Here is a 14,314-nt window from a genome sequence, read left to right on the forward strand (position 1 = left end):
CGCCGATGGTAGTGTGGGGTTTCCCCATGTGAGAGTAGGGCATCGCCAAGCGCCAAATTAGAGAGAGCCGATATCAGTGATGATATCGGCTTTTTTGTATCTGTAATTTAAGGCCGCAGAATTAATATTGTTCGCGTTATTATCTGCACTAATTAAAGATACAGGGTATGTTGCGATTAAATTTAGCGACAGACAATAAAAAACCAGCCTACGGCTGGTTTCTGTGTATTTAGAGCTTAGTAATATTAAGTCTATGTTTTTACTTTATCATATGCCCAAGTGAGCCAAGGCAGTAGTAGTTCAATATCATGACTTTCAATCGTTGCACCACACCAAATCCGTAAGCCTGACGGTGCATCTTTATAGGCATTAATATCGTAGGCTACTTGCTGCTCTGCTAATAACTTGCTGAACTCTTTTAATTCGGCGTCACTCAGCGCTAAACGTAAACAGACACTGGTATTCGATCTATATTCAGCTTGCTCGGCAAGAAAATCTATCCATTCATGTTGGTCAACAAAATTAGCTAAGATGGCCAAGTTACTTTCAGAACGGCTAATTGCAGCGTCAACACCACCAATTTTTTCTATCCAATTTAATGCATCTAAATAATCAGCTACACATAGCATTGATGGCGTGTTAATTGTTGCACCTGTAAAGATCCCTTCAATCAATTTACCATTTTTAGTTAAACGGAAGATCTTAGGTAATGGCCAATTAGGGGTGTAAGACTCTAAACGTTCAACTGCTGCAGGGCTAAGTATGATCATGCCATGAGCGCCCTCACCACCCAATACTTTTTGCCAACTGAATGTGGTGACATCGAGTTTATCCCATGCCATCGGCATAGCAAACACAGCTGAAGTTGCATCACAAATAGTGAGACCTGTACGTTTTTCACTGATCCAGTTTGCATTTGCAATTTTAACGCCTGAGGTTGTACCATTCCAAGTAAATACAATATCATGATCTGGGTTTGTCGCGTTTAAATCAGGTAACTGACCATAATCAGCAGTTATTGCATGAACATTGGTGAGCTTTAATTCTTTTTTAATATCACTGAACCAGCCTTTACCAAACGATTCCCAGTAGCAAACATCAACCGGTCTTGCCCCGAGTAATGACCACAACATCATTTCCATCGCACCAGTATCAGAAGCTGGAACAATAGCAATACGATAGTCCTCTGGAATTTTTAAGAGTTCTTTGGTTTGTTCAATAGCTTGCTTTAGCGCTGCTTTGCCGATATTAGAACGGTGTGAGCGACCGAGAGTGCTTATATCCAGTTGTGCTAATTCATAGCCAGGACGCTTACGGCAAGGGCCAGATGAAAAGTTTGGGTTAAGGGGTTTGTTACTTGGGATCATTCGTTATTCCTTTACTAAAATGCTATCCATGTGAATCGATTATAGCAATCCACTTGTCATCTATGAAGTATTTAAACCAGTGATATTTTATAGCATTTTTTATAGTGTTAAGGTTTGCTATTCCTGACAAATAAACGTATTTTCAACACAGTTTAAATATATAGGAATTGAACATTATGGCTAAAGGCTTAGACAAACATCAACATAGAAAAGATGAATTAAATTCATTCGGTAAAAATTTAGCGCGACGTGCACGTTCGCATTGCGAAACATGTGATGCATCAGGTGTGAAACTAAATATTTTCGAAGTCGCGCCTATACCGACAACCCCCGACTATGATGATTGTATTTTAATTTGTGATACGTGCAGTGAACAGCTTAACAACCCGAAACGTATTGATGCTGACCATTGGCGTTGTCTAAATAAATCAATGTGGTCAGAAGTCGCGATTGTCCAAGTGGTTGCGATCCGGATGTTACGTCTGCTAGAAGAAAAGCATGAGTGGGCCGCAGATCTTAATGAAATGGCATATTTAGAGCCTGAAGTGGAAGAACGTATCAACAAGCTATAACAAATCTCTTGGTATAGTCGGTGAAGTCGTTTGGGTATCTGGATAATTAATGCTATTCTGCGGCTCCATTTTTGTATTGTAGTTAAATTAGAGGTCTTCGATGAGCCAAAGTTGTGATGTGATAGTAATTGGTGGCGGTGCTGCAGGATTGATGTGTGCAGCAAGTGCTGGTTACCGAGGTCGCTCTGTATTGGTTCTCGATAATGCCAAGAAAGCGGGTCGTAAAATTCTAATTAGTGGTGGTGGTCGTTGTAATTTCACCAATAATGATCTTTCTACTGATGCATTTATTTGCGAAAATCCGCATTTCGTCAAATCCGCATTAAGTCGTTATACTGCGTGGAACTTTATTGATATGGTCGAGCGCCATGGTGTTGCTTATCATGAACGTGAACATGGGCAGTTATTCTGTGACGACTCAGCAAAAGATATTGTTGATATGTTGCATACCGAATGTGATTGGGCTGGCGTGAAGATCCAATTACGCACTGAAATACTATCCATTGAAAAAACAGATGACGGTCGTTTCCATCTGCAAACCAGTCAAGGTTCTCTAAATTGTGAGTCCCTGGTTGTGGCGACTGGTGGGCTCTCTATGCCAAAACTTGGCGCGACACCTTATGGTTATAAGATCGCAGAACAGTTTGGTCTAAAAGTAAATGCGACGAAAGCTGGTTTGGTTCCGTTTACCTTACAACAGCATGATAAAGATAAATATGCGGAGCTGTCTGGTGTTAGTTTACCTGCGCGTATAACGACAGTATCAGGTGTTAGCTTTAAAGAAGCCCTGTTGTTTACTCATCGTGGACTCTCTGGCCCTTCAGTATTACAGGTATCATCTTATTGGAATGCCGGTGAAGCAATTACTATTAACTTGTTACCTGATACCGAAATAACTGAAATCTTAGCTGGAATGACGGAATCAAGTCCCAACCAAGCGCTTAAAACTGCCTTAGCGCGTGTGTTACCTAAACGTCTTGTAGAGATATTTTATGCTGATGGGTTATTACCTGAATGCACGCTTAAGCAATTACAGCATAAAGATCTTAATGATATCTCAACGCTCTTACATAACTGGCAAGTTAAGCCGAATGGCACAGAAGGTTATCGTACCGCAGAAGTGACACTCGGTGGTGTGGATACAGACGAGTTATCATCGAAAACGATGGAAGCTAAAAAAGCCCCTGGTTTATATTTTATTGGTGAAGTTATGGATGTAAGTGGTTGGTTAGGCGGTTATAATTTTCAATGGGCATGGTCTTCAGGCTGGAGTTGTGGCCAATTTGTATAATTAATGCGGTTAATTAAAACATCAACTCGGGCTTAATGATCCCGAGTTGATCAGATGTAATTTAGCATTTATTCTATGCTGATGGCATTATCTGTGGTTAATGGTGTGCTGAATAATTTAACTTGTGTGAAGTTAGTATCAGAAGCTACGCTGTTATTCTGCGTTGTGGCTGGGTAGCTAATACCATCAAAGTCGAGCTGTAGCCATTGCTGCTTATCTTTTATTAATAAACTTTGCCACAGATAGCGTTGTGTTTTACTTATCTGTAGTGGCGCTTGTACTTGTGTTATACGGCTCATAAATTTATAACGATTTAAGGTGTTCTCAAACACTAATAAAATACAACCATCACCTTTACACCAGTCGAGCATCACTAACAAATCTTTGCGGCCGTTACCGTTTAAGTCATATTCGCTAAACCAATATTTGGAGTTGTCAGTTTTGGTTTTATGCATGGTAAAATAGCGTTTTACGGCATTATTGATTGCTGGCGTACTCTTTGTTGGTGACGCTATATCCTGGGCTTGGAATTCACGAGTTTGAGTATTGAGAGTTAATGTCGAAAATGATCCACTCTCAACTTCATCTGTCATCCTATCTAGGGTTAATAGTGCACCATTAAAACTATATTTCTGGTTATCTCGCCATTGGTGACTTGCCTGTAATCTGACGCCATCACGTCTGAAGTGATAGATAACGTTAGTTTTATTACCCTGATGCTGAGTGAGTAATAGCTTCAGGCCTGATGAACCATAGGGATGCCAAAAACCACGCGCGGTCTGAGTTTTACCCTTGCTATAGCGGTATTTCACATTAGCTTGGTGATGCTTGGTTAGCTCTAGTTCAATGGTAACATTATTGTTTTTATAGCGATAATGGCCAAGCCAATCTTGGCTATCTTCTTGCTGGTTGGGGTATTTCGCACAGCCTGCTATTTGTTTGCCTTTTAAATATAACTTGGTTTCATACTGCCAATAATTATTATTACTATCGATACAGCCGTTACCGGTAAAGGATAAGTTTAATTGTTCACCATCGCTGTTTTCGGTTTCGACAAATGCCCGTAAGCCTTTGGTGATGACACTTTTTTTAATCGCCCACTGACTATTTAATTCTTTGATTATGAATGTGAACTGGTTGTCTTGAGCATAACCAAGCCAGTCTGGTTGTGAGCCGCTGATCTCAAAGTTTAGTCGCGAAGTGACAGACCGACAGGCACTGTTATTTTGATTAGATAAAAAATGTAACTGCGCAATACTGATAATTGCACGCTGGTGACGCGGATTTAGTGATTGGTTTATTTGGCCTTCAAATTCGATATAGGCATTGGGTTGATTTAAACGTTCAATTTGCGCGAGTAAGCGGCTATTAGGTTGAAGGTTAAATACTTGTTTATTATGGCATAAACGTATTGTACGCTGCTGTGATGTTATGGTGACGATACCACTAAAATTATAATATTTAGCTGGGACTACCGAGGCATTCGGTGCACTGCTAATATTTGATATTGATGATTTAGTATTAAGCGCAAGCTCTGTGACTTGTTGAGTGTTATTGAGAGAGTAAAGACTGTTGCTGACGATAGGTTGGTGCTGTCGCACACAGCCTGTGATGATAAATAGACAGAAATAGGTTATAACTCGAAGCATAATTCATCCTTGATATCGAGAGCTTATTTAAACGTTAATCGTGTATTTTAAATTAGTTACCGCGAAGTCCTTTCGGAGTAACTAATTCATACATTATTATGCGATTGCCTGTGAGTAACTACAATATATATTTTTCTATATACTGGGCAACCCCGTCATCAGCGGAGTCACCGATCATTTCAAAATCTGGTAACGCTGCTTTAAGCATGGTCGAAGCATTACCCATGACTAAACCTTTATCAACAGCTTGTAGCATTTCCACGTCATTCATACCATCACCAAAGGCCACTGTTTCTGCCATGGTTAAGCCTTTAATTCTCAGTACTTCGGCAAGTGCTTGGGCTTTATTGACATTAATATCCATGACTTCTAAGCATTCCGGTAACGAAAATGAGACGTTTAATTGGGCACTGTATTGGGCGTTAATTTGTGCAGCCAGGGCAACAAGATCTTCATGTGGACCACAGAAAAAGAATTTAGCAATACTGGCTTTGTCTAATGTCACGAGATCAACAACTTGATAGCTAAATGTCGAATCTTGGCTAAAGTTAAGAACCTCTGGGTTCGGTGTATTCACAAACCATTCGTCATCACGGAAAATATTAGCTTGAATAGTTTCCGGTAAGCCAATTTCAGTAATCATCTGGGCAATATCTGTGGCGATATTTTTGCTGTAAATCAGTTCACCTTTATGGTTGTGAACTCTGGCACCGTTTGAGGTGATGAGGTAAATTTCAGCATCAATTGTTTTCCTGATAGCCTCTACATCGACATGATGACGACCGGTGGCGATGATGAATTTTTTACCCTGTTTAAGTAACTTGTGGATCGTTATTTTGGTTTGTTCTGAGACTATATGTGCAGGCGTCAGTAACGTACCATCTAAATCAGAAACGATAACTTTATACATCTTAACCTCAAAATTTACTTTATTTTATGTGTCTAAAATAGTGTTTATCGTGATGACTGTCCGTAGTAATTGGCTTAATGTTTGGCAAAATAATTTAATGCCACGGTCAGCGCTGGGATCCTAAAAATATCCGTTTCTAAGAATAATTCATGAGCCGCCCCTGGGATTAAAACAGGTTGCGTTGGTTGGTGCTGATTGTGCTCATGGCTTAATGCTTGGCAGAATTGCAGTTGTGCTTCTGCAAGAACGACTTCATCATCGCCAGCTTGTAGGATCAAGGTTGGCGTTTTGATGTTACCCGCGTATTGGATCGCACGACGACAGGCTTTAATACTTTGTTGTAACCAGTTAATTGTTGGTCCGCCTAACTGCGTTTGTGGATAAAACCCGTAACTACGCCGGAAAAGATCAAATCGTAATGGACTGTGGGTTAGCTGATTATTTTCAAATGGGGAGTGAGCAAAGTCACCTTTACCTGGCGCATAAAATGATTCGGTATTAATAATCTTATTAACGATGTGCATGGCTCGGCTATAAATACTGGCAATCGGACGCGGTATCTGACCAAAGTTAATACCGAACATCGGGGATGCTAATACAGCGGCATCAAAATCGTGATGATAACTTTGCAAATATAAACTGCCGATTGCGCCGCCCATCGAATGGCAGAGTAAGTACTGTTTACTGTGCTGGGTCGGACGCATTATTTTATCAATAAATAGTTTTAAATCAGTGACGTAATCACGAAAATGTTCAACATGGCCTTTGTGCAGGTTTTTAAGTAAACGATCTGACATGCCTTGTCCACGATGATCTAAGCAATATACCGAGTAACCTTGTCGGTACAGATCGTAAATTAGCTCGCGAAATTTCTGATACGATTCTGAGCGTCCGCCTAATAACACAATTGCAGGGCTGGTATTACTTATCACTGCAGATGCGTAGCGCAGGGTAATATTATCAACACCTTGTAATGTATGCTCTCTGATCGTCAGATCCCAAAATTGCGAAATTTCATGATGATATTTATCTGCAAGTTGTGATTCAGTGGTTAAATTATAAGGATTATCAAATTCGACACATGGGTGTTTACTGGACATAGGTTGCAGAAGCTTCTTAGTAATTTTATCGGTGAGAGTCTATTCCTAGCCTACCATAATTTACGGCTGAAAATGGCGACTTAACTACCGGTAAATACATTTTATTCTCTAAGTTACCGCTTAAAAATTAATTAATTTGTAGTAAGAACTACATTTTCGGCGAAGAGATAATGTCGCTAAATTTTTGAATTAGAGAGGTAATTAATTATTAACATTAATCGCCATCGTGATTGTGGCGCGTTTAATACAGTGAATTGCCGTTGGCTGCGGTTGGTATTTTAGCAAAGCTGAACTAATCTTGTTTGGACTGAGAATACTGATCATATTTTTGACAACCGAGAGGACCGTCAATGAAACGCTCTAGACTCAAGAAAAAACTCAATTCACTCCGAAGGACTCGTTGTCATTGGTGTCAGTCCACGGATAAATTAAAACCGATAGATGTAAGTCAGAGCGCATTACTACATCGGCGTTAATCACGATCTTGAGTTAAAATAAAGGCGCTTATGCAAGCGCCTTTTTGTGGTATTTAATTTAACTACAAAATATTGTTAGGTGTAAATTAAAGTATATAGCGACTTAAATCTTCGTCTTCGACTAATTCGTTAAGATACTTACCGACGTAATCAGCGTCAACCACGAGGCTTTGGCCATTCTTTTCTGATGCGTCAAATGAAATTTCTTCCATTAAACGTTCCATTACTGTGTGTAAGCGGCGAGCACCGATGTTTTCAGTTTTCTCATTCACGTTCCACGCGGCGTTGGCAATACCATCAATACCTTCTGGAGTGAATTCAACGTTCACGCCTTCTGTTTTCAGCATCGCCGTGTATTGCTCTGTTAATGATGCGTTTGGCTCTGTGAGGATACGCACAAAATCTGCTGCTTTAAGCGCATCTAATTCAACGCGGATTGGTAGGCGCCCTTGTAATTCAGGGATCAGGTCAGACGGTTTGGAGACTTGGAAAGCACCTGATGCAATGAATAAGATGTGGTCTGTTTTCACCATTCCGTGTTTGGTGGTGACCGTACAACCTTCGATAAGTGGTAATAGATCGCGTTGTACCCCTTCGCGTGATACTCCCCCATCATTTGAATCGCTGCGTTTGCAGATTTTATCGATTTCATCAAGGAAGACAATACCGTTGTTTTCGACGGCGAAAATGGCTTTTTCTTTCAATTCTTCTGGATTAACCAGCTTGGCTGCTTCATCTTCAACAAGTTGTTTCAATGCTTCTTTTACTTTCATCTTACGTGATTTTGTCGTCGAACCGCCAGATAAATTTTGGAACATGCCTTGTAACTGATTGGTCATTTCTTCCATGCCTGGGGGAGCCATGATCTCAACACCGACTTGTGGCGCAGCAATTTCAATATTAATTTCTTTATCGTCTAATTTACCTTCGCGTAATTTTTTACGGAAGATTTGACGAGTATTGTCATTGCTGGCTTTTTCTTCTTCGCCCCAGTTATTACGTGGGTTTGGCAGTAACGCATCAAGTACACGATCTTCGGCATTTTCTTCTGCGCGAACATGGTATTTCTTCATTTCTTGTTCACGTGTTAGCTTTACCGCAACATCGGTTAGATCTTTGATGATTTGTTCAACTTCTTTACCGACATAACCAATTTCAGTAAATTTGGTGGCTTCAACTTTAATAAATGGCGCGTTTGCTAGTTTGGCTAAACGACGTGCGATCTCGGTTTTACCCACACCTGTTGGACCGATCATTAGAATGTTTTTTGGAGAGACTTCTTGGCGCAATTCTTGGTCTAACTGCATGCGGCGCCAGCGGTTACGCAGGGCAATAGCGACAGCTCGTTTGGCATTTTGTTGACCGATAATATGGTGGTCTAATTCTGAAACGATTTCTCTGGGAGTCATTGACGACATAATAAGCTTCCTTTAATTCGGTGAAATTTAGTAATCGATAGTTTCAATGGTGTGGAAACCGTTGGTGAATACACAGATATTACCTGCAATAGTCAGGGATTTTTTAGCGATCTCTTCAGCGTCTAATTCGGTATTTTCTAATAATGCCATTGCCGATGCTTGGGCAAAATTACCACCGGAACCGATAGCCATAAGATCATTCTCTGGTTGCACTACGTCGCCATTACCGGTGATGATGAAAGAACTTTTTTTATCCGCTACAGCCAGTAACGCTTCTAAATTACGTAGCATTTTGTCAGTGCGCCAATCTTTAGCAAGCTCTACAGCGGCACGCTCTAGGTTACCTTGGTGAGCTTGTAATTTCGCTTCAAAACGTTCGATAAGGGTAAATGCGTCTGCTGTAGCACCGGCGAAACCAGCGAGAACTTGGCCGTTGTATAAACGGCGCACTTTTCTTGCATTGCCTTTCATTACCGTGTTGCCAAGAGAAACTTGTCCGTCTCCGGCCATTACGACTTTGCCTTCACGGCGTACAGATACAATAGTAGTCACGATAAACTCCACTCTAAATTAATTTGAGCGCGGCTGGTTGCAGTTAGCTGCGCTGTATTATGTTAGGTAAAAAATGCGAAGTAAAAAAAACGCCTCATATGATATGAAGCGATTTCATTACAATATACCAACTAAGGTGGGTATATCTAGTTAGTTTTTCAAGGCTTCCACTGCCAAATTTCACAAGTTGTGACACCTGCGCGTTTAATTTGGTGGCGTTGTTTTTCTGCGATCCGCTTACGTTCGTAAGGACCTAAAACCACGCGATACCAGTTACCTGTGTGGCGAATGTTGGCCGTGTAGCCTTGAAAGGCTATCGTTGCTTTCATCGATTCGGCTTGTGAGCGTTGACGGAACGAACCACATTGCATTTGATAACGAATACCAGTGTCTTGTTGTGGCGGTATTTCGACAATGACTTCCTTTTCTTGCAAATCTTGCGGGTACTGCCACTGTTCCTTGGGCTTTTCCGGTAATGGTTTTACCGTTAGCTTTTTCGGTGGTGTTTTTTTAACGGGCTCTGCTTCTTCTGCAGTGCCACTGACTTGTGCTAAAAAATAGCCCAAGCCAATTGCCAGCATCAAAAACAACAAGATAGCCAACACTGGGCGTTTCTTTTTAGCAGGTGGTGCCTTTTTAGCACCCCGTTTTTTTCTCGGCTTGGGGGCGTGCCCCGCGTAATCCTTACGAGCCATAATTTACATACGTTCCAATGTTTCAATGCCGAGCAGGTCGAGACCTTGTTTAAGCGTCTTAGCGGTTAACTGAGCCAGTTTTAGACGGCTTAATTTAATCGCTTCATCTTCAGTGCTTAAGATTGGGCAGGCTTCATAGAAACTTGAGAATATGCCAGCTAACTCAAACAGGTAAGTACATAATGTGTTTGGTGTTGCACGCTTTGCTACTTGATGAACAATCTCGTTAAACTGGATCAGTTTACCGGCTAGCTCTTGTTCTTTGTCTTCGTTTAGCTGTACTTTCGCTGTGGCTAGTTTTGCTTCTGTTGCGGCATCAACTTTGTTGAAGATACTGCCCACACGCGTACAAGCGTAAAGTAGGTAAGGGGCCGTATTACCTTCAAAACTTAGCATTGAATCGAAGTTGAAGATGTAATCACTGCTGCGGTTCTTAGATAAATCTGCATACTTAACGGATGAAATACCCACAACACGTGCGATGTGTTTTAGTTCATCTTCAGCAAGGTTGGGATTCTTTGATTTTACCAATACATAAGCGCGTTCTTCTGCTTCTGTTAACAGATCAACTAGCTTAACAGTACCACCTGAACGGGTTTTGAATGGACGTCCATCTGCACCGTTCATCGTACCGAAACCAAGGTGTTCCAGTGATGTTTCTGGTTTCACGAAACCGGCTTTTTGTACTACAGAGAATACTTGTTGGAAATGCAGTGCCTGACGTTGATCAACAAAGTACATGATGCGATTGGCATTGAGTGTCTGTTGGCGGAAGCGCATTGCGGCAAGATCCGTTGTAGCATATAGGAAACCACCCCCGTTTTTCTGGATAATGACTGGCAGTGGGTCGCCGTCTTTATTTTTGAATTCATCTAGGAATACACATTTCGCGCCATTCGACTCGGTGAGTAGACCTTGTGCTTCTAGTTCGCTAACAACATTGTGAAGGTCGCTGTTATAGAAGCTTTCGCCACGTACGTCATCCCGGGTTAGTTTTACGTTTAGGCGTTTGTAGATGTCATGACAGTGGGCCAGTGACACATCATTAAATTCTTTCCATAGTTTGTTACATTCTTCATCACCAGATTGCAGCATTACCACCATTTCACGGGCGCGTATTGCAAAGTCTTCGGATTCATCGAAACGACCTTTTGCTGCGCGGTAGAATACTTCTAGATCAGAAAGTTGCATGCTGATCTCTGCATTTTCAGCGCGTTTTTCTTCCATGTACGCAAGTAGCATACCGAACTGAGTGCCCCAATCGCCTACATGGTTTTGACGAATAACGTTATGACCAAGTAGCTCTAGTGTACGCGCGACAGAATCACCAATGATTGATGAGCGTAAGTGACCTACGTGCATTTCTTTGGCGAGATTTGGTGATGATAGATCCACAACCACGGTATCTGGTGCTGTAGTTTTTTGTACCGAAAGGTTGTCGTCTGCAAGGGCTATATCAATCTGTTGCGCTAACCAATTTTGGTTTAAGAAGATGTTGATGAAACCAGGGCCGGCGATCTCTGTACGGTCTACTAAGTCTGATTCTGGTAGATTATCAATGATTAATTGCGCTAACTCACGCGGATTCTTCTTCGCCGGTTTTGCCATCATCATTGCTAAATTTGTTGCTAAATCACCATGAGCTTTATCGCGGGTTCGATCTACTGCAATGCGTGGTTGTGCATCTGCAGGAATGATTTGTTGTTGTTTTAAGATCGTAACTGTCTGCTCTAGCAGCTGTATAATATGCTCTTTCATGGGTTCTCTTAACTAGCAATGATGAATGAAATAGACCGATCATTTTAGCGTGATTAGGGGCATTTGACTAGCTAATCAGCGGATAAATGCCGATATCCTTACAACATTTCGGTTGGATCTACGTCTAATGACCAACGGGCTTTACGTGCAGACTTTAATGCTTCTATTTTTGGCATTATTTGACGTAATAGGTGAGTGATGTGCTGACGTTGCGGACTTTGTAATAATAGCTGTAAACGGTACTTACCCGCACGTTTTTCCATGGGGGCTGGCATCGGTCCTAAACAAAGCAGTTGCGGATTGTGATTATGCGCTTGAATGAGTTGTTTTATTTCGACTAAAAAGGCGTTGGCATCGCTGAACTGATGGGCTTCTGCACGGAACAAGGCTTGAAAGCTATAAGGCGGTAAATTGGCCATAGACCGGGCGTGTAATGCAGTTTGGGCAAAGTGAGAATAACCATTGTTAATCAGGTCTTGAATTAACTCGTGTTCAGGGTGATGAGTTTGAATCGCCACTTCCCCTTGTTTGGCTGCGCGACCAGCACGACCAGAGACTTGCACAAACAGTTGCGCGAGTTTTTCAGGGGCGCGGAAATCACTGCTAAACAGGGCGCTGTCCACATCAATGAGTCCGACCAGCGTGACATCAGGGAAATGATGACCTTTGGCGAGCATTTGCGTGCCAATTAGGATCCGGAATTCTCGCTTACGCACGGCTTCTAATGATTTTTCTAAACTGCCCTTACGGCTGGTACTATCTCGGTCAATACGAATAATCGGGTATTGTGGGAAGTGATTATTGAGCATGGTCTCTAACTGTTCAGTACCAAAACCGGCGGTCATTATCTCATTGGAATTACAGCTCGGACAACGACGTGGTTTAGGGAACTGTTCGTCGCAATGATGACAATGCAATATATTGCGCGATTGATGATAGGTGTAATAGGTATTACAACGCTGACATTCTGCCATCGAACCACAGGTATGACACATGACGGCGGGTGCATAACCGCGCCGGTTGAGAAATAACAGGACTTGATTACCAGCGGCTAAATGGATTGCCATTAATGCCATGAACTCAGCAGAGAGACCAGAGTCCAAGGATTGATTTTTAATGTCGATCAGGTGGTGGGTCGGCATCTGGGCATTACCCGCACGTTGGGTTAGCCGCAAATGACGATATTTACCTGTCAAAGCATTGTGTAGCGTTTCTAACGCCGGGGTGGCAGAACCTAATACCACGGCAATGTTATTCCGCTGGGCTCTGACGATGGCTAGATCGCGGGCATGATAACGAAATGTTTCTTGCTGTTTTAACGACCCATCATGCTCTTCATCAATAATGATCACGCCTAAATCATGCATGGGCGTAAATATTGCCGACCGTGTACCAATCACGATACCGGCGACCCCAGCTTGCGCTTCAAGCCAAGCCTCACGACGTTCCGCGTCATTTAAACCTGAGTGCAAGGCGACGATAGGCACATTGAAACGACGCTTGAAGCGTGAAATAGTCTGTGGTGTGAGACCGATTTCAGGGACTAATACCAGTGCTTGTTTACCGGTTTTTAATACTTTTTCGATGACATTGAGATAAACTTCAGTTTTACCACTGCCTGTTACCCCATCAAGTAAATAAGTGGCAAAGTGATTGATATCTATCGCGGCTATCGTAATTGCTTGTTCGGTATTGAGGGTGGGGCGATTATCACTAATCACCAGATTTTGACGCCAGTGTTGCGCATCGTTATCTTGGATTTTAATGTATTCTTGGTTAATCAACCCCTTGTCTTGTAACGCTTTGATGGTGGTTGATTTTATATTGGCTAACTTTAAGTGTGATTGGGTTAACCCCGTTTCAGCCAGTAACTTGATGGTTTGTAATTGTGCAGGGGTTAAACGGTTTAATTCCTGAACCGTTAATTCATGTGCGCTATCGGTTAACTGCCAGAATGTGTAACTGTTTAATTTGGCGGATTCTAATTTTCGTAACAATACCGGTAAGGCTTGGGCGATCACCTCACCAATCGGGTAATGGTAATAATCAGCGCACCAATTGAAAAAAGCTAACATGTCAGCCGATAAAATCGCATTATCATCGAGTACATTGATAATCGGTTTGAGTTTTGCCAGCGGAAATTCACTGTCGTTTTTAGTTACCAGCGCAATACCAATTAATTGCTTATTCATAAAGGGCACGCAGATCCGCATGCCGGGTTGTATGTGCGCATCATCAGGGTAAATATAATCAAAGGTTCTATTTAAATGAACGGGAACGGCGACGGCGACAACTGGCATTTACTCAACTCTCTTTTACGGACTAAATCTGTACTTAGGTAACCAGTTTACGGCTGTTAACTAGGTAATGTCTTGATATTTTCTATTTAATGTTCTAATTGCAGTTTATTTATGCATCAGCTATTGATATTGGGGGGTAAGATCCTATATTATTCGCAGCCTAAAAATTCTATAACTTTATGTGGTGTCTGGCAGTGTTTCAGATGGCGACATAACTAAAATTGAG

General features: G+C 41.8%; 11 protein-coding genes. 2 read left to right on the top strand and 9 right to left on the bottom strand.

Going from position 1 to position 14,314, the window contains the following annotated elements:
* Positions 1–251: 251 nt before the first annotated feature.
* Positions 252–1,367: a phosphoserine transaminase gene (locus HRT96_RS19825; protein WP_293160067.1), complete on the bottom strand. Its 1,116-nt coding sequence runs from the start codon at positions 1,365–1,367 to the stop codon at positions 252–254.
* Between the two features lie 176 nt (positions 1,368–1,543).
* Here HRT96_RS19825 and HRT96_RS19830 point away from each other — a divergent pair, with 176 nt between their 5' ends.
* Together HRT96_RS19830 and HRT96_RS19835 are read left to right on the top strand one after the other, a co-directional pair.
* The gene (locus tag HRT96_RS19830; RefSeq protein WP_293160069.1) at positions 1,544–1,939 is read left to right on the top strand and encodes a phnA protein; all 396 of its coding nucleotides are present in this window, start codon (positions 1,544–1,546) and stop codon (positions 1,937–1,939) included.
* Positions 1,940–2,039: 100 nt separating this feature from the next.
* Positions 2,040–3,230 (top strand): NAD(P)/FAD-dependent oxidoreductase, encoded by a 1,191-nt coding sequence (locus tag HRT96_RS19835; protein WP_293160071.1) that lies wholly within the window; start codon positions 2,040–2,042, stop codon positions 3,228–3,230.
* A gap of 68 nt (positions 3,231–3,298) precedes the next feature.
* On the opposite strand, the gene HRT96_RS19840 is transcribed toward HRT96_RS19835, so the two are convergent.
* The 8 genes from HRT96_RS19840 to priA all read right to left on the bottom strand — a co-directional run bounded on the left by HRT96_RS19840 (position 3,299) and on the right by priA (position 14,088).
* Positions 3,299–4,879, bottom strand: coding sequence for a hypothetical protein (locus tag HRT96_RS19840; protein WP_293160073.1), 1,581 nt, complete (start codon positions 4,877–4,879; stop codon positions 3,299–3,301).
* A gap of 118 nt (positions 4,880–4,997) precedes the next feature.
* The gene (locus HRT96_RS19845) at positions 4,998–5,789 is read right to left on the bottom strand and encodes a Cof-type HAD-IIB family hydrolase (RefSeq protein WP_293160075.1); all 792 of its coding nucleotides are present in this window, start codon (positions 5,787–5,789) and stop codon (positions 4,998–5,000) included.
* Between the two features lie 74 nt (positions 5,790–5,863).
* On the bottom strand, positions 5,864–6,889 hold the full coding sequence (locus HRT96_RS19850) for an alpha/beta fold hydrolase (RefSeq protein WP_293160077.1): 1,026 nt from the start codon (positions 6,887–6,889) through the stop codon (positions 5,864–5,866).
* Between the two features lie 562 nt (positions 6,890–7,451).
* Entirely contained in the window at positions 7,452–8,783 is a 1,332-nt protein-coding gene (gene hslU, locus HRT96_RS19855) for an ATP-dependent protease ATPase subunit HslU (protein WP_293160079.1), read from the bottom strand.
* Positions 8,784–8,810: 27 nt separating this feature from the next.
* The gene (hslV, locus tag HRT96_RS19860; protein WP_293160081.1) at positions 8,811–9,335 is read right to left on the bottom strand and encodes an ATP-dependent protease subunit HslV; all 525 of its coding nucleotides are present in this window, start codon (positions 9,333–9,335) and stop codon (positions 8,811–8,813) included.
* Positions 9,336–9,493: 158 nt separating this feature from the next.
* A complete protein-coding gene (locus tag HRT96_RS19865) occupies positions 9,494–10,030 on the bottom strand; it encodes an SPOR domain-containing protein (RefSeq protein ID WP_293160083.1) in 537 nt (178 codons plus the stop codon).
* A gap of 3 nt (positions 10,031–10,033) precedes the next feature.
* Complete coding sequence (gene argS, locus HRT96_RS19870) at positions 10,034–11,788, bottom strand: arginine--tRNA ligase (protein WP_293160085.1); 1,755 nt, start codon at positions 11,786–11,788, stop codon at positions 10,034–10,036.
* Positions 11,789–11,886: 98 nt separating this feature from the next.
* Positions 11,887–14,088, bottom strand: coding sequence for a primosomal protein N' (gene priA, locus HRT96_RS19875; RefSeq protein ID WP_293160087.1), 2,202 nt, complete (start codon positions 14,086–14,088; stop codon positions 11,887–11,889).
* Between the last annotated feature and the right edge of the window lie 226 nt (positions 14,089–14,314).

The organism is Moritella sp., from assembly GCF_013215705.1.
Taxonomy (GTDB): domain Bacteria; phylum Pseudomonadota; class Gammaproteobacteria; order Enterobacterales; family Moritellaceae; genus Moritella.